The 22896-nt window shown below is 47.2% G+C and carries 15 protein-coding genes and 1 tRNA gene; 3 read left to right on the forward strand and 13 right to left on the reverse strand.

Translation table 11 applies throughout. From position 1 onward, the window contains the following. The first annotated feature begins 48 nt into the window (after positions 1–48). Positions 49–1269, forward strand: a complete 1221-nt coding sequence (locus MKY73_RS20850) for an FAD-dependent oxidoreductase (RefSeq protein ID WP_339303264.1) — start codon at positions 49–51, stop codon at positions 1267–1269. Between the two features lie 86 nt (positions 1270–1355). Here the strand turns inward: MKY73_RS20850 and MKY73_RS20855 are convergent, their stop codons facing one another. From MKY73_RS20855 to MKY73_RS20870, 4 genes are all read right to left on the reverse strand, one after another. Next, the gene (locus tag MKY73_RS20855; protein WP_339303265.1) at positions 1356–2570 is read right to left on the reverse strand and encodes an MFS transporter; all 1215 of its coding nucleotides are present in this window, start codon (positions 2568–2570) and stop codon (positions 1356–1358) included. A 130-nt stretch (positions 2571–2700) separates the two neighbouring features. Beyond that, the gene (locus tag MKY73_RS20860) at positions 2701–3267 is read right to left on the reverse strand and encodes a hypothetical protein (RefSeq protein WP_339240836.1); all 567 of its coding nucleotides are present in this window, start codon (positions 3265–3267) and stop codon (positions 2701–2703) included. Between the two features lie 120 nt (positions 3268–3387). Next, entirely contained in the window at positions 3388–3807 is a 420-nt protein-coding gene (locus MKY73_RS20865) for a DUF350 domain-containing protein (protein ID WP_339303267.1), read from the reverse strand. Between the two features lie 71 nt (positions 3808–3878). Beyond that, a complete protein-coding gene (locus MKY73_RS20870) occupies positions 3879–6245 on the reverse strand; it encodes an endonuclease MutS2 (RefSeq protein WP_339303268.1) in 2367 nt (788 codons plus the stop codon). 187 nt (positions 6246–6432) lie between these two features. Between MKY73_RS20870 and MKY73_RS20875 the strand changes: the two genes are divergently transcribed. Further along, positions 6433–6792 carry a phage holin family protein gene (locus tag MKY73_RS20875; RefSeq protein ID WP_017689637.1) on the forward strand — a complete coding sequence of 120 codons (360 nt, stop codon included), beginning with the start codon at positions 6433–6435 and terminating at the stop codon, positions 6790–6792. Positions 6793–7012: 220 nt separating this feature from the next. Next, positions 7013–7399, forward strand: a complete 387-nt coding sequence (locus MKY73_RS20880) for a cytochrome C oxidase subunit II (RefSeq protein WP_339308678.1) — start codon at positions 7013–7015, stop codon at positions 7397–7399. 104 nt (positions 7400–7503) lie between these two features. Here the strand turns inward: MKY73_RS20880 and MKY73_RS20885 are convergent, their stop codons facing one another. From MKY73_RS20885 to MKY73_RS20925, 9 genes are all read right to left on the reverse strand, one after another. Beyond that, positions 7504–10245: a hypothetical protein gene (locus MKY73_RS20885; protein WP_339303269.1), complete on the reverse strand. Its 2742-nt coding sequence runs from the start codon at positions 10243–10245 to the stop codon at positions 7504–7506. 138 nt (positions 10246–10383) lie between these two features. Next, entirely contained in the window at positions 10384–12837 is a 2454-nt protein-coding gene (gene pheT / locus MKY73_RS20890) for a phenylalanine--tRNA ligase subunit beta (RefSeq protein ID WP_339303270.1), read from the reverse strand. A gap of 84 nt (positions 12838–12921) precedes the next feature. Next, positions 12922–13956, reverse strand: coding sequence for a phenylalanine--tRNA ligase subunit alpha (gene pheS / locus MKY73_RS20895; protein WP_047842255.1), 1035 nt, complete (start codon positions 13954–13956; stop codon positions 12922–12924). Positions 13957–14370: 414 nt separating this feature from the next. After that, the gene (abc-f, locus tag MKY73_RS20900; protein ID WP_339303272.1) at positions 14371–16263 is read right to left on the reverse strand and encodes an ABC-F type ribosomal protection protein; all 1893 of its coding nucleotides are present in this window, start codon (positions 16261–16263) and stop codon (positions 14371–14373) included. 516 nt (positions 16264–16779) lie between these two features. Further along, a tRNA-Gly gene (locus MKY73_RS20905) sits at positions 16780–16850 on the reverse strand. A 161-nt stretch (positions 16851–17011) separates the two neighbouring features. Continuing rightward, on the reverse strand, positions 17012–19138 hold the full coding sequence (locus tag MKY73_RS20910) for an EAL domain-containing protein (protein WP_339303273.1): 2127 nt from the start codon (positions 19136–19138) through the stop codon (positions 17012–17014). Positions 19139–19427: 289 nt separating this feature from the next. After that, positions 19428–20384 (reverse strand): aldolase catalytic domain-containing protein, encoded by a 957-nt coding sequence (locus tag MKY73_RS20915; protein ID WP_339198382.1) that lies wholly within the window; start codon positions 20382–20384, stop codon positions 19428–19430. A gap of 83 nt (positions 20385–20467) precedes the next feature. Further along, positions 20468–21781 (reverse strand): DUF4129 domain-containing protein, encoded by a 1314-nt coding sequence (locus MKY73_RS20920; protein ID WP_339303274.1) that lies wholly within the window; start codon positions 21779–21781, stop codon positions 20468–20470. Next, a complete protein-coding gene (locus MKY73_RS20925) occupies positions 21778–22893 on the reverse strand; it encodes a DUF58 domain-containing protein (protein WP_339303275.1) in 1116 nt (371 codons plus the stop codon). The genes MKY73_RS20920 and MKY73_RS20925 overlap by 4 nt, the downstream gene beginning before the upstream one ends. Positions 22894–22896: the final 3 nt, after the last annotated feature.

The following is a 22896-nucleotide window of genomic DNA, read 5'->3' on the forward strand; positions in this document are numbered from 1 at the left end:
CGGTCAGACGAAAGTATACAAATTTAATTCATAAAGGAGATGTTTCTAATGGATCTGGTCTATGGCACACCTTTTTGGCCCTCCACTTTTAATGCAACATTTGATTATTCTGCTCTGCAAGAAGACATCTCTTGTGACTGCCTCATCATTGGTGGAGGCATGGGGGGCGCATTGACATCTAAACTACTCACGGAGCAGGGTATTAATACCGTTGTCATTGACAAGAGAGATATTGCCCACGGCAGCAGTTCTGCCAATACAGGTCTTTTACAATATACCAATGACAAAACACTAACCTCATGTATCAATACTTTTGGTGAAGCGACAGGCGTACGCTTTTATGAGCTATGTCGTGAGGCCATGAAACAGCTTGCTCAAATTGCAGACAGTTTAGATACAGACCCTTGGTTTATCCCTCGAACAAGTCTTTGTTTTGCAAGTAGCGAAGATGATGTAACTCTACTGAAGGAAGAATATGAGACGCTGAAACGTTATGGTTTTGAAGCTGAATTATGGGATGCTGACAAAATAAGCCAGCATTTTCCTTTCAGTAAACCCGCTGCCCTGTACACGATGGGAGATGCAGAAGTGAATCCCTATCGTTTTGTTCATGCCTTGTTTGAATCCGCAAATAAAAGTGGCGCTCGAATCTATGGCCAGACGGAAATGATACACTGTGAATACGATGAAGAAGGTGTATTATGTCACACTTCCAACGGTAAAATCCGTGCCAAGAAGGTTATATTTGCTGCCGGTTACGAGACACAGGACATCAAAAAGGATCGTGGAGCCTATCTGAAAACGACCTATGCGATTGCTACCAAACCATTGTCTGATCTTAGTGAATGGTTTGAACACAGCATGATTTGGGAGACAGCACGCCCATATTTATATATGCGGACAACACCCGACGGAAGAATCATCGCAGGCGGTTTGGATGAAGAAATACCTCGGGAGGATCAACGTGAAATACGGGCAAAACACCGGGGAGATACACTCCTGGAAGAGGTACGTTCCTACTTCCCTTTAGATGATCTTGAAGTCGATTATGCCTGGGGTGCCGTGTTTGGTAATACGAATGATGGTCTCCCTCTGATTGGTACTCATCCCGATTATCCGCATTCATATTTTGTAGAAGGGTATGGAGGTAATGGGACCGTATACAGCATGATTGCTGCTTCCTTAATTGTGGATGCCATTGTCGGCAAACAGAACCCTGATATGGATCTGTTCTCACTCACACGCACAAGCAAACCATCTCCTGTGTAACAGGAAAACAAATCAATACAAATAGGGTGCAGGACGCGGAAAGTTCTCTTTCCTGTCGCTGTACCCTGTTTGTATTTCGAGACCTGCTAAGCCGCAGGCTCTTGCCCCTCCGTTCGGTTCAATAATTTGCGCATGTAAATCCATCCGATAAGTGGAGAAGCACCAAGAACAATAATAAGCCAGGTTAACATGTGTAGAGACGGAGCATTTATGACCGTCACAATGAATATGGCCAATCCAAATAGTCTGCCAAGCATCAGGCATAATTCTCTCAAAACGACAAGTTCAACCCTTTTCTCCACATTTTCGCCACTGGTGCCCATCATGTCGAATCCCGCTGATATCATTGGTAGTACATACAACGGCATCGCAACAGCACTCCCAATTCCCATAATTAACAATGTACCATAGGTCACTTTCCAGAGAAGAGGAAGCAGCACAACGAGCAGAATGAGTGCCCCGATGAACATGCCTTTCGATCTGAACTGTGGTTTGAACCACTTCCCGGCTGCCCAATAACTTACGAGTGCCACAGCTGAAGTGATGAGTGAAAACTGCCCCAATTTGTACTCCTGTGCTGTGGCCAAATATACCAACAGTGCAATCAGGAAGGCAAAGACACCTTCCCGTGCGCCCTGAGCGAATAATCCCAAGGCTAAGGTCCTCCAGGGACTATTCGGTTTGGATAGCTGTATCCAGGGTTCAGACCAGCGGTATGTACCGCTCACCTTTCTTTTTTTCAGAAAAAAACTGAAGACTACCGCTATGACATAAATGACAAGTGATACCGTAAAGATGAGCCGATATCCTGTGTTGTCTGTCATGCGAGTAATAATCAGACCGGAGAACCACGGACCTATAATTCCGGTCATCGAGCCAAGTAACCCGACCCAGCCATTGAATAGATCCCTGTTTTCCCGATCCGTTATTTCAAAATACACAACATTAAATGCGATCCAGAACAGCCCCAGTGAACAACCTAATAGAATACCCAATGGCCATATCCAGTCTACTGCTTTGGAGCCAGCCCAGAGGACGATCATATAAAATATGCCGGACAGCGCAGTACCTAGTCGAAGTGCACTCATTTTATTGTGTTCCTTGACCCATTTGCCAGCAAGCCAGAATGTTAGTCCAATGGTCAGTTGCTGGCTGATAGTGAACCATCCCAACATGGCATAATCCGGACGGCTTTTCCACAGAAACACATTCAAAAAGGTTCCCGACAGTGCTCCGGCTAACGCAAACAATCCATTCACGCCCAAAAGCAGAATGGATTGTCGGCCTAAAGTAATCTTCATCTGCTCCTCCTTCATCCACCTGAAGTGAACTGTGTACAGGTAGGTCTTAGGTTAACGTGCCCCAAGCAAGAGGAAAACATGATGAATCTTCAGGATTGCTTTGAAATTGTGGTTCGTATCTACGTGAAGCTTACTCTTGCGCACTCAGGTTCTGAATCAGACGCAGTCGGTCATCCTCAGACAGACTGTATTGAACTTGGAAACATCCCGAGCATATATAGGTCAGCACCTTAAAAGGAGGTGACAATAGCGCCCCTTCGCCTGAAACTGCGTTAGCAACTGGCATGAAATTATCCTGCGTTGCAGCTTGTGTACCTGCGAGAATCATGAATTCCCGGCAATTCGGGCACTCCGGCACTTCTTCCTGATGATCAAGTTGCTTCTGAACACCTTGTTCATACTGAATGAGGTCATTACCCTCATCGGCATATTTGGTCAACGTTCGCAGCTCCGGCAATTTGAGTTCAACTTCATCCCCCCACAGATCTGTAAGATCCGTAGTCTGTTCCTCATCTTTTACATCATCCACATCATAGATGTCGTCCTCTGCATCATCGTTCTCTTCATCACCAATGTTAATGTTGAGCGTTCGATATCCCTTCAATTCATTGTGGCAGTATGGACACTCCTCTTCAGGGCCAAGTTCCTCATCCCATACAATTTCCGTTTGACACCAAGGGCATATTGTTGTTTCCATATTCAATCAACCTTTCTCTTTCATCTCATCATGTATTCATCACATAGATCACACCGATGGCAAAAAACACGATCGATGCCGCAAACAGAATCCGTATCAATATCTTCATGACCGTTCCCCCTAGATAATGCTCGCGCCAATAACAAACGACAGCGAGACTGAAATAATCATGGATATCAATCCGACAGCTCGGTTATCCGCTTCGATCTCCTTATCAATGGAGAACACGGGTGTCAGGAATTCGAACAAAAAATAGGCGGTAAGCAGAAGAACAAACCCAACAAAAGACCACGTCATGGCTTCATATACCGAAGACTTGGCTTGTATACAGAACCGCAGTACGTTGCAGATCCCAAAGATCTTGCCTCCTGTAGCCATCGCAACCGCCACATTGCCCTTCTTGATCTCCGTCCAGCATTTATACTTGGTCACCAGTTCGAAGCAAGCCAGAAATACAAGCAGCTCCATAATCGCTACCGAGAAAAAACCGAGTACCATCCCCAAAGGATGAGACAGCAATTGGTCAATGCTTTCTATCACGCACCGTTCCCCTCTCCCCATCTGTGACCTTCATGAATAAGGTCGCAGAATATCATTGATTCATGGACCGGCTATTCCAATTCTGCGACGGTCACACCGTTCCCGCCTTCTCCGTAATTGCCCAGCCGGTAACTTTTAATATGTTTATGCTTACGCAGGTAATCCTGAATACCGGAACGTAAAATTCCAGTACCTTTACCGTGAATAATATAAACTTGGCCCAGGTTGGCAAGGAAAGCTTCATCAATGAATCGGTCTGTCTCCATCAGGGCTTCTTCCAGGTTGGTGCCACGCAGATCCAATTCACTTTTCACATTGTCATCACGTGTGCGTTTCATACCGGTTACCGGTTTTTGCTTCGGTTTGGCTGCTGGAGCCGATTGTTGTAGTTCCAAGTCATCCAGGGATACTTTCATTTTCATAATCCCCAATTGTACCATAGCGTCTTTACTGCCCGACATCTCTACAACATGGCCTTTTTGATTCAAACTGTAGACAAGCACTTCATCACCAGGACCGATGGCACGAGTCTTCGGCGCTGTTGCCGTCTTCTTGACCGTTTTCCTGCGTTTCTCCGGTTCAGCCTCGTCCAGTTGTTTGCGGGCAGCAATGAGTTTGTGCTCCTTCACGGAAGCACCTTCCTCCATAGCCAACAGGCGAAGATCTGCTATAATCTTCTCCGCTTCCGCGCGTGCCTTGTCCACAATGCTGCGTGCATCTTCTTCTGCTTTTTCAATCCGGCGATCACGCTGTTGTTCCAGCTTCTCCAGTTCCGCCTGATGACGACTGCGTAATTTCTCCATGTCCTGGCGCAAGCTCTCCGCCTTCTCACGCTCTTGTTCAGCTGTAAGACGGTTCTCTTCCAGGGAAGCAATCATGTGCTCAATCCGTTGATCCTCTTCCTTCACTTCGCCACGGGCGTAGTCGAGAATGTAACCTGGCAGTCCCAGTCGCTCTGCAATGGCAAATGCATTACTTCGTCCAGGTACACCTACCAGAAGGCGATAGGTTGGACTCAATGTATTGATGTCAAATTCCATGCTGGCATTAATGACACCTTTACGCTCATATGCGTATGCTTTCAGTTCACTGTAGTGGGTGGTTGCAACCATGCGACATCCCGTCCGGTGCATATGCTCCAGCATGGAGATCGCCAGTGCGGACCCTTCAGCCGGGTCTGTTCCTGCTCCAAGTTCATCGAGCAATACCAGACTCTTCGGCGTCATGTTCTTCAGAATGCGAATGATGTTCGTCATATGGCTGGAGAACGTACTCAGATTCTGCTCAATACTCTGTTCGTCCCCAATGTCTGCATAGATCGCATCAAATACACATAGCTGACTGCCATCCTCAGCCGGAACAAATAAACCGGACATCGCCATCAGGCTCAGCAATCCAATCGTTTTGAGCGTTACCGTCTTACCACCCGTATTCGGACCTGTCACGATAATGGATGTGTAATCATTGCCCAGTTCAATGTCGATTGGAACCACGTTTTCGATCGGTATCAATGGATGACGGCCCTTCTTCAGTTTGAGGAATCCGCGGTCATTCATGCGTGGTAATGTTGCTTTCAGTTCACGAGCCAGACGTGCTTTGGAGAAGATAAAATCAAGCGATCCCAGCAAGTCGACATCATACAGCAGCCATTCACCCTGCTCACTGACAAGTGCCGTCAATTTCTGCAAAATAATCTCTATTTCGCGTTCTTCCCGAATCCGGGTTTCGCGTAATTTGTTGTTCATGGCTACAATCGATTCCGGCTCAATGAACAATGTCGCACCCGAACCGGACTGATCGTGCACAATCCCGCCAAAGTACGAACGATATTCAGCTTTTACCGGGATAACAAAACGGTCTCCTCTGATGGTGATGAGCTGATCCTGCAACATCTTGGATACAGTAGAGGATCGAATCATGGAATCCAGTTTTTCGCGAATACGAGCTTCTCCACCTCGCAGCTCACGACGGATCTGAGCCAACGTTACGCTTGCACTGTCGGCAACCTCTGCATTGTCGTCAATACAGATTTTGATGGCATCCTCAAGCGTTTTTTGCTCTGACAGTTGGTCACTGATATAGAACAGAGATTCGATGGGCTCATCTTCATGCAAAGTACCAATCTGACGTTTCAAGCGCCGCGCCGCAAAGGTCGTGTTGGATATTCCCAAAAGTTCGTGAGGGTTAAGTGTGCCTCCAATTTCAGCTCGTTTGATGGAAGCTGTAATATCTACAATTCCCCCGAACGACGGGGAGCCTTTCAAGCGATCGAATGTAAAGGCTTCATCGGTTTGCTGCAGCAACCGCTTCACTTCTTCAAGCTCACTGCTTGGTTCAAGTTGCTCCGCTTTCTTTTTTCCCATGCTCGTCTGGGCAAAACTAAGCAATGTATTTAAAATTTTGCGATATTCCAGTGTGTGTAAAATTTTCGTGTCCAAGTGTACAACTCCTTCCAAACTATATCTGTATTATAACGAAAGAAACTTTCTTACGCTATTTAACGAATCCTTCCACACATAACTTAAACCATTGCACCACAAACTACAGGTGTCAGGATTGTGCAACCTCTCCATCCCCTTGGAGTTGCCCTGCTCAGTTCAATCCGAATAAAAGGAGGTAAACACCATGAATTTCCTGGGACATGTCGTGCGATTTATCATCGCCGCAATAGTATTAATGGTGGTTAGCTGGATCGTTCCCGGATTCGCCGTTGGTGGCTTCTGGAGCGCCCTGCTGCTTGCTCTCGTCATCGCCCTGCTCGGCTGGATTGTTGAAGGTATCTTCGGCAAAAGGGTCAACCCGTTTGGTCGCGGTATTGTCGGATTTATCGTTAGCGCACTGGTGATTTGGCTTGGTCAATATGTTGTAGATCATGTTGAAGTCAGCCTGCTCGGTGCCATTCTCGCTGCGCTGGTTATCGGGATTATCGATCTATTCATCCCGGTATCCACCCCTTTTGATGCAGGACGAAGCTCCAAAAGTTAATCTACATTTCACCTTAACGTTCCAATGAATATTCGCTTAAACCTCTGAAGGCTCCGTGCCGGAAGAGGTTTATTTCATTTGGGCAGTACCCTTCTCTGACATACCCGTACAATTTTCAAAAAAACGACATACGCAGCGTGTACAGGCATCCACATATTGCGGTATGATGACTGGAGCAATCATTCAAATTTTATCCATATCAAGCTTAAGGAGGCACATGATGAAGAAAGGCATAACATGGCTTGCTGCCTGTATGTTAATTCTGGTCCTCGCCGCATGCGGAGGGACGAAGCAGTCCACTGAATCTGGCAGCAATGGATCCGATGCTGAAGTTACAGCCAGTGAAGAACTGGTCATCAAGGCAAGCAACTACGAATTCGATCAACCTGAGTATCATCTTAAAAAAGGCGTTCCGGTTAACATTGTTTATGAAAATGTAAATGGAAATCACGGTATGCTTGTGCCTGAGCTGAATCTTCAACTGGATACCAGAAATAGCTCCAAAGTCATAACCCCAGACAAGGTTGGTGAGTTTGAAATGTCCTGTTCTGTCTTCTGTGGTTCAGGACACAGCAGCATGATCTCCAAAATTATTGTTGAAGAATAGGTTTCAAGACAAGGAGCCCCCGCAGCGACGGGAGCTCCTTCTTTAGTATAACAAATTGTACCAGAGTACGTTGCCCACGAGCCAGTTCTGCTACATTCATTCCGCTAGGTCTGGTCCTGTTCAATCAATTCAATCCATTCGTTATATTCCGTCTGCAATTTCTTATATTCATCATGCAACTGACGATATTCCGTGTTCAGTTGCTCTGCCTTCTCCTGCTCCATCTCGCGTTCCACCTGTAACAAACGTAATTGGTTGGCTGCTAGTTCGTAACGCTCTCCCATCTCAAGCAATTCGGTTTCCATCATCTCTTTCTCTTGCGTTGCTTCTGCACGTAACTTGTCCAGCTGTTGTCGTTCTTGCTCCAGTCCCTCCAGCAACTCGCTACTTGCAGCACTCTCACTCTTCCAAACCGTCAGTTCATTCTCAAGCGCGGCCCAACGTTCCTGCCAGGATTGCTCCTGAGCCGCCCATTCATCCGCACGGCGTTTCCATACTTGGTCGTTCTGCTCTGCTTGTTCAACGCTTGAGCGAAGTTCTTCTTCACGTCTGGTCAACTGCTCTAGGCGGGATGCCAGTTCAGCCTGTTTGACCGACAGTTCTTCGTATTTGATCTGCCACTCCAGCGCTTCTTCCTCGGTCTGGGCCAGTCGGCTCTCTTGCTCGGAGTAGCGCTCGGAAAGTTTTGCTGAAGACTGTCTTGCTTCTTCAAGTGCTCTCACAATCTCTTGCTTCTCTGAACTCAACTCATCAATCTTGGAACTGTAACTCTCTTCCCGTTGTAATGCATCACTGTAATCGTTACGGATTTGTTTATAATTATCCTGAAGTCGGTCCAGATCTTCCCGAACAACATTTAACTCAACTTCAAGCTCTTTGCGTTTTTCTTCCAAGAGCTCAGCATCCTTCTGGTAATGGACAGCCTCTTCATGGTTAAAACGAGACTCTTCCTTCACTACGGACAATTCATCATGAAGGGATTGCACACCAGACTCCAATGTTTCATTTTGTTCAGCAACTTCGAGAATCTGGTTCTCCAGGTCCCCGATCTCAGCCAATCGCTGTTCAGCAAGGTCTTTCCAGGATTGCTCACGTTCCGTAAGTGTGCCGATCTCATTCTGCAATGTACGCACCGCGGCATGAGCCTGTTCAAGCACCTTATGCAACCTGCGCTGCTCCTCTTCCGACTTCACTTCAGCCTCACGAAGGTTTTGGACTTCCTGTTCAAGCTGTGCGTGCTGCTCCTGAAGTTTGCGCAGCTGCGCTGTAAGAGAGGTTTCTCTCTCTACAGTTTCATTATACTTCTGTTTCCATTGTTGCTGTGCATCACGGGATTGCTGGGCAGCCTGCTCCGTTTCACGCAGAAGCTCCTGCAACTGAGACCGGTCCTCTTTCAACTGCTCCAGTTGTTGCTCCAGTTCCGTAATTCGGCGACTCTGAACTTCCTGCTCCTGTATACGGACTCCATGCTCATGACGCAACGCTTCCAATTGACCACGCTCGTGCTGGAGCTGCTGTTCTTGCTCTGCAACTGTGTCCTGCGCACTGATGAGCTGGGTCATTACTTCTTCCAATTGCTCCTCAACATCTAACAGTCGAGTCTCCGCCTGTTTACGTTGTTCCTCAAGCTGCTGCTTGAGCTTGCTCCGTTCATCTTGCAACAAGGCCTCTGCCACTGCAGCGGCTTCGGTTGCCTGCGATGCCGCTGCTTCCTTGGCTTGTTGCAATTGTTCCTCAAGGGCTGCTTCTTTCTCCATCCATTCGAGTTCCGACTGTTCGGATAATGCTTTGAACTCTGCATTTAATTGGTTTATCTGATTCAGGCGCTTCTGCTCCGCTTGTTCCTGCAAGGCAGCCCGCTCCTGATTCGCTTGATCCGTCAGAGCCTGAGTCTGTTCCAGCGCTTTTTCTTCAACCTGCTGGAGACGAAGCTCCATCTGTTGTTGAAGTTCGTTATATTGCAGTGCCGCTTCTTCCTGAGCTTTTTTCAGGTTATTCTCTGCTTGCTCCAACTCTAACAAAATGGCGGACTCGGCTTCTTCCTTGGCTGTCTGAACCTGTTGTGCAGCTTCGGCTTCTATTTGTTGACGTTCTGCAATGGCACGACTCTCGGCTGCTTTTAATTGAGCGGCAGCCTTATCCTGCAATTCCTTATATTGAGCCGCAGCTTTGGCCTGCGCCTGCTGCAATTCGACGGCAGAACGATTCTGAGCTTCTTTTAGCTGAGAAACGGCCTGTGCCTGTGCAGTTTTGAGCTGATTAGCCGCTTTTTCTTCCATTTCCTTCAGCTGTCTCGTTGCCTTCGCTTCTGCTTCCTTGAGTTGTGTTGCCGCCTTGGCCTCTGCTTCCTTGAGTTGTGCCGTTGCCTGGGCCTGCAATTTCTGCACTCGCTCCGTTGCCTGGGCACGTTCCTGCTCAAGCAGTGTGTTTAACTTGTCCATTTCTGCTTGCTTGTCCGTCTCAGCCCTTTGCAGCGCCTGCTCTGCTTCAAGCTTCAGCTTCTGCAATTCAGCTAGAGTCTGGTCACGCCGTTCCAATTCTTGTTGATGTTCATTTTGTATGGCGTTCAATCGATTTAATTCGTTTCTCAGTTCTGTACGTTCTCCAGTAAGCATCTTCAGCTCATTCCGGATTTCCTGTGTCTGAAGAGACTGTTCAGCCATATGTACAGCCGCCAGTACCGCAATACGCGGAGTATCCAGACGGGAATTTTGCTTGGAGATCGCGCTCATACGCTCATCTACCAGGTTAGCTACTTGTTTCATATAGTCGGCACTGCTGCCAACCAGTTTATAGGAAGTCCCGTAGATCTCTACGGTGACGCGTGTACGATCAGGTGTAGTCACAGTTGTGCCCTCCTTCAAGTCTGTATGTTGATTCTAAGCTGTAATCACAAAAAAGTCACATCGATCCTCTAATGCTAAGGATTCGATGTGACTTCAAACAATTCCTGCTAATCTTTGTTCAAAAAATGTTCTTCTGTCCTATTTACGCAATTCCGCTCCGAATTGCTCTTCCAGACGAGCCACTACACGGGCATGAACTTCAGTAACTTCCTCATCAGTCAGTGTACGTTCACGATTCCGGTATACCAGTGCCATCGCCACACTCTTCTTGTTTTCACCCAGCTTACTTCCAGTGAACACATCGAATACTTGTACAGTTTGTAACAACTCACCCGCCGATTCACGAATGGCGCGCAGCATATCTCCCGCTTCAACATCCTCATTCACAACAACCGCGATATCACGTTCCATGGCTGGGAAACGCGGAAGTTCACGATAACGAATATCAGCGTCTGCTTCACTATAGATCGATTCAAGTGCAATTTCTGCGATGTACACATCATTCAGATCATACTGCTGTTGCAGCTCCGGATGCAATTGACCCAAAGTACCGATCAATGTGCCTTCCCCGCCATCCTTGCCTTCCAGGTAAACCGATGCGGAACGTCCCGGATGGAATCCTTCAGGGCTGTTTGCTACCAAGCGAATACGTTGTTCAAGCCCCACATAGGCGAACAGATGCTCAAGCGCACCTTTCAGATCGAAGAAGTCTACTTTCTCCGCTCCAACATTCCACTGCTGGCTTGCACGATTCCCGGTGAGCAGCAGCCCCAGTACTGGGATCTCATGTGGTTGCTTGGTCAACTGATCTTCTTCGGTGAAGAACACATTGCCCACTTCAAATACAGCCAGTGAATCCTGTTTACGGTTCATGTTATACACCGCTGCATCCAGCATTTGCGGCAAAATACTCGTACGAAGCACACTGCGGTCCTCACTCATAGGCATCGCGAGTTTCACGGCTTTACTGCCTTGTGTCAATGCCGGGAACAATGTCGCTTTATCCGGGTGTACAAAGGAGTAACCGATCATTTCCTGCCAGCCACTGCCTGAGAGCAATCCACGAATGGTACGACGCATCGCTTGAGAGCGTGTATATGCCCCCGGAGTTGTCGGTCCTTCAATCCATGTGGTTGGAATGTTGTCGTATCCGTACAGGCGTGCCATCTCTTCAAACAAGTCTACATCGAGCGTAATATCCCCTCTGCGTGTAGGTACTTCCACATCCAGCAATCCTTGATCTGCATCACCACATGCAAAGTGCAAGCGAGCGAAGATCGTTTTCACCTCAAGCAAAGAAAGATCGGTTCCCAGATAACGATTCAGTCTGTCCAGCGACAATTGAATGACACGTTTCTCCGCCGCTTCTGCTCCAGCTTCCACGATTCCCTGATGCACTTCACCTTCAGCATAACGCTGAATCAGTTCAGCCGCACGATCCAAAGCCGTAATCACCGCACCCGGGTCTACTTCCTTCTCAAAACGCATGCTTGCTTCGGAACGCAGCCCCAGTTGGCGCGACGTTTTCCGAACGGTTCCGCCGTCGAACTTGGCGGACTCCAGCAATAGATTCACCGTACCTTCCGATACCTCGGAATTCTCGCCACCCATAACCCCAGCGATGGCTACAGGTTTCACGCCATCCGTAATGAGCAACATGTGCGGCTCCAGCTTGCGCTCCTGTCCATCGAGCGTAACGATCGTTTCGCCTTCGTTGGCCATACGCACTTCAATATGGCCTTTTTCCAGCTTATCCGCATCGAATGCATGTAACGGTTGACCATATTCCAGCATGACATAGTTCGTGATATCAACGATATTGTTGATTGGACGAACACCTGCAGCCATCAGACGGTTTTGCATCCAGAGCGGGGAAGCACCCAGCTTAATGCCGGTTACATAACGAGCCGCATAGTGACTGCATTGCTCCTGTGCCTTAATCTCTACAGAGATATGATTCGCAGCTGCATCACCCACTTCAACCAGTTGGTCTTTGGGATTCGGCAGCTTCACTTCACGACCCAGGATGGCACCCACTTCATAGGCTGCACCGCGCATGCTGAGACAGTCGGAGCGGTTCGGTGTCAGGTCCAGTTCAAGCACATGATCGTCGAGACCAAGAACCTGGCTGATCGGCGTGCCAACCTCTGTTGTTTCCGGTAGAACAAGAATACCTTCCTGTTGATCTTTGGGGAGCAATTTATCGTTCATGCCGAGCTCTTTCGCAGAACAGATCATGCCAAGGGATACCACACCGCGCAGTTTGGCTTTTTTGATATCCAATCCACCTGGGAGCTTCGCTCCAACCAAAGCTACGACTACCTTTTGACCTGCATCCACATTTTTCGCACCACACACGATCTGCAGATCTTCTTCCTGACCGGCATCGATAACACACACATTCAGTTTGTCTGCATCCGGGTGTTTCTCCTTGCTCTTCACATAACCTACAACAACTTTATTCACGCCCTTGTTGCGGTTCTCCACTACATCAATCTCGACACCCGCACGGGTAATTTTCTCTGCCAATTCCTGTGGCGTCACACCTTCAAGGGAAATATAATCAGACAGCCAATCTGTCGATACTCTCATGGACGTTCACTTCCTTCATCTATAAATTGGTATTCCCGGTTCATAACGCTTGCTCTATATTTGTTGATCCATTGTATTGTTAAGTTACAGCCTTCCGAATTGCTTCAAGAAGGTCAGATCGCTATTGTAGAAGTGACGGATATCATCGACACCATACTTCAGCATGGCGATACGTTCCACGCCCATTCCGAATGCAAAACCGCTGTATTTCTCCGGATCATAGCCACCCATTTCCAGTACTTTCGGGTGAACCATACCGCCGCCCAAAATTTCGAGCCAGCCGGTTTGCTTACATACCCGACAGCCGCTGCCGCCACATTGTACACAGGTTACATCCACTTCCGCACTTGGCTCCGTGAACGGGAAGAAGCTTGGACGCAGACGAATCTCCGTGTGGGAACCGAACATTTCGCGCACGAATTGCAGCAGGGTTCCTTTCAGATCGCTCATACGAATGTTTTCGCTGATAACCAAACCTTCAACCTGGTTGAATTGGAAAGAGTGCGTCGCATCATCGTCATCACGGCGGTACACTTTACCTGGGCAGATGACTTTGACAGGCACTTCGCCCTTCATGCTCTGCATGGTACGCACTTGAACCGGAGATGTATGGGTACGCATCAACAAGTCTTCGGTAACATAGAAGGAATCCTGCATATCGCGCGCCGGGTGATTCTTCGGCAAGTTCAATGCTTCAAAGTTGTAATAATCCATCTCGACTTCAGGACCTTCCGCTACGCGGTATCCCATGCCGATGAAAATATCTTCGATCTCCTGTACCACTTTCGTCAGTGGATGCAGTCCGCCTTGACGTCCACGACGTCCTGGCAGCGTCACATCAATTTTCTCCGATTGCAGACGCTTCGCCGTCTCTTCCTTCTGGAACTGATCCTGCTTGCTGTCGATGACTTCCTCAATGGCAGCCCGAACATCATTGGCTACTTGACCAATAACCGGACGTTCCTCTGCACTAAGTGCACCCATTCCGCGCAAAATCTCAGTCAATGCACCCTTTTTCCCCAAATACTTCACACGCAGATCACTGAGCGTCTGTGGATCATTCACACCAGACAACTGCTCCAGCGCTTCGATCTTCAATGCCTCTAAACGTTCTTTCATGTGTAATTGCCCCCTTTTTGTGGTGTTTTTGCAACAAAAAAAGGCCTTCTCTCCCCTGAAGGGACGAAAAGACCGTGGTACCACCCTTGTTAGACATCCATTGCTGCACGGACCTGCTGGTCTGCAACTGGTTTTGTCTCACTTTGTACGGAATAACGACCGTTAACCGTTTGCCCCTACTGTTGCCTCTGTGTCTGCACACAGACAGGTTCAGGGAACCGCTTCGGAGTGAATTTCGGCAGCCTTGTTCTACAGAAACGCTCTCAATCTACGGCGCTTCCTCCCTGTCCAGAGGCACTGCTTACTTGTCTCCATCATCACGTTTGATTTTAAGTTAAACCTATATCGATATAATCATCGATGATCGTTCATAATTATATGCAAAATAGATCGAAATAGCAAGCCGTCCATGTTCTAATTTATGCTTGCACCCTTATCTTTCAATTGTTTCAGACGCTGCTGGATTTCGCGAATCTCAGCGGCCTCGACTGCTCGCTCATTCGAATGCTCGTGCTGTGTCAGACTGTCTTTTCCAGCAGTGCTCACAGGAGACAGCAACTCCGACAGGCGCATCTCCAATAGCAACCGCTCGTCATCGGATTCCCGTGTCTCCAGCGCACGCTCCCGAAGTTTGCTGGACTGCTCCCAATCCGACACACCTCCTTCAAACAGCGTTGCTGTACCCCCAGCTTCCAGATCGCACAATCGATTCGCAAGTGTCTTCGTCAGCATCCGGTCATGAGATACAAGTACCAAAGCACCTGAAGCCTGTTTTAATACATTCTCCATGACTTCCTGGGTATCGATATCCAGATAGTTCGTCGGTTCGTCCAACACCAGCAGATTCGCTCCACCAAAATACAGTCTCAAAAATGCCACTCTGCACTTTTCCCCCATGCTCAAATCCCCAATACACTTGAACACATCATCCCTTGAAAACAGGAAACATCCCAGAATGGTACGTGCCGCACTTTGTGTCATGGATGGGAGGGTAAGCAAACTATCCAGCAATGTTAAACTCTCGGGAAGCCCTTCCAGCTCCTGTGAAAAGTATCCGATTTTCAGCTGTGGATGCCGTGTGACCTTGCCCTGCGAAGGTTCCAGTTCACCAATCATCAACTTCAACAGTGTCGTCTTGCCCGTTCCATTAGGACCTCGTACGGCAAGCCGATCTCCGCGTTCAACGGTGATTCGAAGGTTGCGAAGCACTGGCTCGTTCCCCGTATATGAAAAACTCACCTCATCCAAAGCAACAAGCTGTCGCGCAGCCAATGGATTCATCTGCAATTCCATGTTCAACTTTGCAGCTTCACGAGGTTTATCCACCCGTTCCCGCTCCAAACGTTCCAGCTGTTTTTGTTTTGCATGGTAACGTGAAATATTTTTGTTAGCTTTGGCCTTGTAGAAGCTCTGGGTGATCTTCACCTCCACATCGGTCGCTGAATTATGCGCTTTATGGAACCATTCCTGGTAGTTTCGAATCGTTTCTTCCAGCGCCTTACGCTCCAATTCCTGCCTGCGGTAGATCGTTTCCTGTTCCCGTAATTCACGCTCTTTGTGGACCTTGTATTCGGAGTATCCGCCTTTGTATTTGGTCAGGGCATCTGCACTGAATTCAATCACTCCTGATGCTACCTGATCAATAAAGGTTCGATCGTGAGATACAAATAACAGCGTACCTTCGTATGAGGATAACCACTTTTCAAGCCAGCGCATGCTTCCCTCGTCCAGATGATTCGTCGGTTCATCCAGGATCAGGAATTTGGGCTTGCTGACAAGAAGTCCTGCCAGGCGAGCCTTTGTTTTTTGTCCACCGCTCAAAGAATGATATGGTCTGTTCCAATGCTCTGCGGATAGTCCAAGACGTGTCAGTACCTTCTCTACCTCAGTCTCCCACATGTAACCGTTAAGCTGTTCATATTGTTCCATGACTTGCGTATAGGCTGCAAGCAGCTCATCATCCGCTTCAGTGCTAATGCTCAAACGTTGCTCCAGTTCTTCCAAATTCCGTTTCACTTCATAGATCTGACCGCTCTCACGTCGGACCGCATCCAGTACATTCATGCCCGTCTCAATCTCCGAGCGCTGGCGCATGAATCCCCATTCCTGCTGCGGAATATGACGTTCAATCCGTCCACCACCATGCTCTTCACCCAAAATGATACGTAACAACGTCGTCTTTCCGCATCCGTTACGACCCAGAATGGCAAGTCGCTCGCCCTCATTAATCTCCAGATTCAATCCTGTAAACAATTCAATGCCGTTCCATTCTTTTGATACTTCATGTAAGCGTACCAATGTCATCATGAGGCCTCATCCTTCCTGCATCCTTTTTGCTGAACAAAAAAACCGCTGGCATCAGCCGACGGTTTGGCAATTCAGGGTTGGATCAAGCATTCAAAGACAGATCTAAGGTAAGCTACGGCATGAACAAAGAAACCCCAAACACAGGGTACACGTAAACCTCAAAGGCTTACTTGTTCCATACCTGATCCCATAGCTGAATTTGGACACACGAATCCCCTCATTGCTCAGCCGCTCTGGCTGACTGCGTCATAAAACTGTCTGCAGTTAACTGGGGTCAATTCATGTGTTTTATTTCATGGGACGTATGGTTACCTCTCATTCATGTGTAGTATCAATTTCTCCGTTATTGTACCAGATCATTGTAAAAAAGCAAAGGTTATAAATTTTTCTGAAAAAATACATTCTACTCACCAATCTGATGACATGCAGTCTTCTGATGATTGCTTTTATTCAAAAGTTTCTTTTAAGACAGAAAAAAAGCCCTTGCATCGCAAGGACTTCGGTTTTGTTTCGTTAAGCGGGTGATGGGAATCGAACCCACGCTATTAGCTTGGAAGGCTAAAGTTCTACCATTGAACTACACCCGCATGAATGAAGATTTAATTGTTAAGTTCCTTGGGAAGTTAACAGTGATTTTACAAATAATAATATACCATGATCCTTTATAGCATGCAAGTCATGTTTTCCATTTTTTTCATTACGTATCAATATTAAAAAAGCAGGAGCACCCTTGCGCCCCCGCTGTTCCCTATCCTGTGGGCTTATCCACATCTCTCAAAAACTGCTTTTCAAATTCAGCGGCTTTAATCGGTTTGCTAAAGAAATAACCCTGAGCCTCATGACAGTGCTGATTGCGAAGAAAGATCATCTGGTCTTCGTTCTCCACGCCCTCGGCAGTCACTTTCAATTGTAAATGATGAGCCATTGAAGTGATGGTAGATACAATCGCAGCGTTGTTGCTGTCCTCCATGACTTCATTCACGAATGAACGGTCAATCTTGAGCCGATCAATCGGCAGATCCTTCAGATAGTGCAACGAGCTGTATCCCGTTCCAAAATCATCAATACTGATGTGCACACCAATTTCTTTGATTTTGCGCAACTGTTCGAAGGATCGGTCTTTATCAAATGTCATGCTCTCTGTAATCTCCAGTTCAAGCCATACGGGCTCTAGTCCTGTCTCCTTGAGAATGCCATTGATATTGTCCAACAAATGGGAATGCCTGAATTGTCTCATCGACAGATTCACCGAAACACACAGCTTACGATAACCCGCTTCCTGCCACTGTTTGTTCTGTGCACACGCTTCACGAAGCACCCATTCGCCAAGAGGCACAATGAGCCCACTTTCTTCTGCCAGAGGAATAAATTCCGCTGGAGATACCGAGCCTCGCTGCGGATGCTGCCAACGAACCAATGCTTCCATACCCACGATTAGACCACTTTGCAGATTAACCTGCGGCTGGTAGACCAGGTAGAACTGACCTCGATCCAACGCCTTGCGCAGATCATTCTCAAGCTGCAAACGCTCCTGTGCCTTCATCTGCATCGCATGGGCAAAACGATTCAGTTCCATTCCTTGTTCCTTGGCACTGTGCAGAGCCGTATCCGCATTCTGAATAATCTCCTGTGGCGACTCACCATCATGCGGGAAAATGGCCATACCGATTCCAAGGGTAAGGTGATACTCATTGCCATCAACCAAAACGGGCTTTTCAAAAAGTTGAAGAATGGATCTTGTCCGGCGCAACGCCGTATTGGTTGAACTGAAATCTGTCATTGTCAACGCAAACTCATCTCTTCCCAGCCCAAAGACTTCTTCTCCTGGAAGTGACGAATGTTTCAGTCGCTGACCTACCTGACGCAAAACACGGTTAGCTGCTTGCTGTCCGAGCGAATCATTAATGGTCTTGAACCGGTTAATATTCAGGACCAGTACACCAACAAGCTGTTCCTCGACCACGGCATCATCCATCATTACTTTCAATCGTTGTGAAAGCCGACGACGATTCGGAAGTCCTGTTACATCGTCATGATGAGCAATATAGTTCATCTTGGCCTCCGCGACCTGCTGTTGCAGGAAAGGTGTGTCCACTACGGACGTATACAGTCCTTTTTGAATGAAAAAATATGCCATACAATTACTCAGCAACCCCAGCAGCAGATTGAGGTCATTCACCCCCGTTGCTGAAACAAAATAACATTCTCCAAAAAAGAAACATAAGATGCCACATAGAATGGTTGGTACATCACCGTCTTTGGATTTTTTCCATTGTACAAACAAAAGAACTGCAATAATGGCATAGAGCAACCCGACCATAAAATGAACCCGGGTGAAGATTCCACCAAGCACATCCCCATCAAGCATATTTGGCAACATGCTCCACTCCTGAATCGCCAATATGTACAAAATAACAAATGCACCCAATGTTCCACTGAAGAGCAAGAACCTTCGTGGTAATGCAATTTCTTTCTCATTTAGGGTATATACGAGCAGCAAACCTACTGAACACACCAAAGATCCCATGGTTGACATCATTAAGGAGAACTCTGATTCCATCATGGCTCCATTTGGAATCTCTTCTGCAAATGAAACGATATGAACCAGTTCAAACAGACCAATCAATAAAAAGAGTGTTGTCAATAATGTTCTCCGAAGAGTTAGCTTCTGTGTCCGAAACAACCAGCTTTGATTGTAGATGCCGATACAGGCCGCTGCCGCAGCGAATCCACCCAAGAGTGTCAAAACCGGGTAACCCGATATGGTCAGATCAGAGCTTGAAGAGGAACGGAACCATTGACTTGCGAGGAAACACAATAAGCCGCAAACAGCGACCCAAATTATTTTTCTCTGATCTTGCAGATTAACCTTCATGCCGTGTTTTCCTTCCCGGGGTCACCTATCCTGAATTACATTAACCAAACTCAACAGCTTACTACATGATTCGACAAAAAACATATTAACCAACGTTCAATTCACATGCATACACATGCTATCTGGTACATAATAACATTTAAATCTGCATACGTGAACTAAAAAATAGTCACTCCTAGGAATATTTATTCATAAATATAGAGAAAAACAAGGCATTAAGAACTAAAAAAACATGGATCTCCAGTTAGAGTCCATGTTTTCCTAATTTGCAACCGTATATCAGACTATATTACTTATCAAAATTCACTTCTGGCGTTGTTAATTTATCATAGAAATCAACGACCTTATCCTTGTCTTCCGATGAGCGAATCGCCATCGCTGAACGTGGGTGCTCGTCCAACGCTCCTGTAATCATGTAAGGCAGAATGTAACCCCATTCTTCTTTTTCTCTCAGTGGAACCATCAACTGTTCCAATACACCAAGTACTGGACGCAGATTGTATTTCGTTCCTTTCAGATGAGCTACCAGCAATTCGGTTGGACAGTTTCCTGCCGCACGTCCCATACCATACACAGAAGCATCAAGCAGCTCAACGCCAAGTTCCGCCGCAACCAATGTGTTAGAAAACGCAAGCTGCATATTATTATGTGTGTGAACACCAAGACGTTTGTTAGGCAAATGAGTCTTGAACTTCTCTACCAGATATTTCACATCATTATGATCCAGACTACCGTAAGAATCGACAATGTAGACAACATCCACAGTACTTTCTTTGATCAATTCAAATGCTTCGAGCAGCTCATTCTCCATAACATTAGAGAGTGCCATGATATTAAGTGTAGTTTCATATCCACGATCATGGAATGTTTGAACCAGCGCAAGCGCCTTATCTACATCTTTGCTGTAGCAGGCAACCCGGATCAGATCCAGCATGCTCTCGCTGCGAGGCAAGATATCATTCTCGTCCACACGTCCAACGTCAACCAGTGCAGACAGTTTGGTATTGCCTTTTTGAGGAATCACTTTACGCAAAAAATCATCATTCAGGAAACGCCATGGTCCTGCTTCCTCAGCACCTTTCAGTAACTTCGGAGAGTTTTTGTATCCAATTTCCATATAATCAACGCCAGCTTCATTCAACCCAGCATACAGCTGTTGAACAAAGTCCACGCTAAAGTCCCAATTATTTACCAATCCGCCATCACGGATCGTACAATCTACAATTTTGCAATGATTTGTCTTCATTAATGTCTGCTCCTTTTCTGACCAACTTGTGTATTCCTCTCATGATACTTGAACGTGACAAGAAAAGTAAAGGGATTCCGGACTTATTTACTTCGATAAGATTTCCAGATTCGATCAATCTCAACCATATCTGATGCATCTGGAGCCTTTCCTCCATACCGCACGCTGTTATACGCATCTGGCAGTCTCGCAGACAGCTCATCTTCTTCTAGCTTCACACCATTCTGAATAATGGTCTGTGCAGCCTCGAGCGGAGTATGCGTCCCCTGTATTCCCACTCCTCGATGAGTAGCTCTATCGATCCAAGTCCGATAGTAATACCGAACACGTTCAGTCTCCTGAGCAGGTACCACTTCTTTTCTCCGAAACCAACTCTTCCGAACTTTTGCTGGCGCATCAAGCGTCTCACTCACATCGATATACTCCGTTCGTGGTTCTGCCTTCTTTTCACCAGGTTGTAACATTCCCTTGAATCGTTCCATGAGTCTGTTTATCGTTTTTCGTCCCAACCTCAGAAGCAGCCACAGGATTGCTCCTGCTACAGCACACATCACTACCCACCCCAGAATGTTCCAGAAGACTGAGGGCTCGGAAGGGGGCTCTCTCCAGTCATTCGGGAGATTTAGCTGCTGATCGGGAGTGTCCATTGGCAATCGTGGCTCCTCGCCGGATATCGGGCCAAACCATCCCCTGATCCATGCGAGCAAGCGGTCACGTAGCGGTCCCAGCCATGCTGCGAGACTTGGGAAAGCACCGATCGCGACGATGACAATAAACATCCACATGAACCGCTGATGATTCGCACGTGCAAAATCTCGTAAAACCAATCTTCTCTTGCCATCATTGAGCATTGCCTGGTCCAGTTGCAGCATATATCGTCCAACCAGCCAAAAGGCAAAGCTGATCACTCCCGCAATATAGATCCATAGGGTATAGGTTCGTATCGGCTGCATGAATTCCAATGAATTCGAAGCAATCATAAGTACAATCGCACTGATTACACCCATAATCTGCAAACGCCATAACAATACAGAATGAAAGACTGGCTGGAAGGTCAGACCTGCATAAGCCGAGATGACTCCACACAGTACCAATGTGATGATATCCGGCATCGGGAGAATGAGGCTCATTCCTACAACGAGTCCGAAGAAAAACCCTACGAAGAGTGCCGTTACTCCACGAATAAATGTACTTTTCTCGCTAAAACCCGGAATTTTATGCTGAATGAATTGTCCCAACCAACCCACGAGAACAACCAGGATGAATAATATATACGGCAAATGTTCCATGGCATAGAATGAAGCGAGTGTAAATATCGGAAATAGGTATATACCAGCCATCAAGACGGCAAACATCGCTATGAGTCCCTTGGTCGTCGCTGCCTGTCTGCTGCTCATGCACTCACCGCCTTCGTATTCCCCTTTACGTCTTCTACCGGGAGAATCGTCACACGATGTCCTTGTTCATGCAGACGTGCAATCTCATGCTCCATAGCGGCAGATACATAGGATGTAATCAGCAGATAGCTGCGGATTTGTTGTGCTTCTTCATTCAGCCGTACTTCATCATTCAGGAATTGCTCCATGGGTACCATGCATTTCAGCTCTGTCTCCGCCATAGCTTCCAATAATCTTTCCAGATGGGGTGTGCCATAATCTGGCTCAATCCGAAGTGTATCACGGCCGCCACCCACATGATAACCATTATGGGCGAAGCCTGCCGGTAGCCCTCTACCGATAGCATCCACTGCAGCCGTGGCAGCGTAACGGAGTGCCCGTTCAATCTTTTCGGGTCGAGTGACAACACTCCACATATCTGCAGATTCCTGAATATTGACTACAATCCAGGATTGCGGATCAGCTGTCCAGCCCTGCTTGTAGACTTGTAATTCACCTGTACGTGCACTCGCTTTCCAGTGAATGCGATTCATGGGGTCGCCTGCGCCATAAGGCCGAACACCTAGAATCAAGAAAGGATCTTCAACGATCCATCGTGATACTTCCACTTCTCCCTGCCATACCTGATAAATTGCAGGAAGATCCTCTGCATTCACTAATGAAGGATACACGACCATAGACATTTGCAAAGGAATCGGTTTGGTGGAACGCCACACGCCAAAGAGATCCCCACCTGTCATCGTTGCTGTATTTAATGGATAAATCCCACGCTGAGTACATTTAAAAGGATGCTTGCGCGTAATACGAGTAAACGGTTTCAACGTAAAAATACTCTTGTGGTTCTGATAGATTTCGCCTTGGCTAATATCCATACCTGAGCCGGAACGAAATACAAACGACACGGGCATCATCGATTCAAGTCTGAGCCACGGTACGGAGACTCGCTTCTCATTCGATATCGTCTCCACCATCTCAAGTTCATCTCCAGCGTAACAACGCAGCTTGCTGAATTGTCTACTGTACCTGAGGTTTCGCAGTGCAGGTCGTCCGAACCACACACCATGTATAACAACGACAATGCCTCCAACAAGAACAAGCCATAATAATGCCATAAG

Source organism: Paenibacillus sp. FSL R5-0519, assembly GCF_037974275.1.
In the GTDB taxonomy this organism is placed as follows: Bacteria; Bacillota; Bacilli; order Paenibacillales; family Paenibacillaceae; genus Paenibacillus.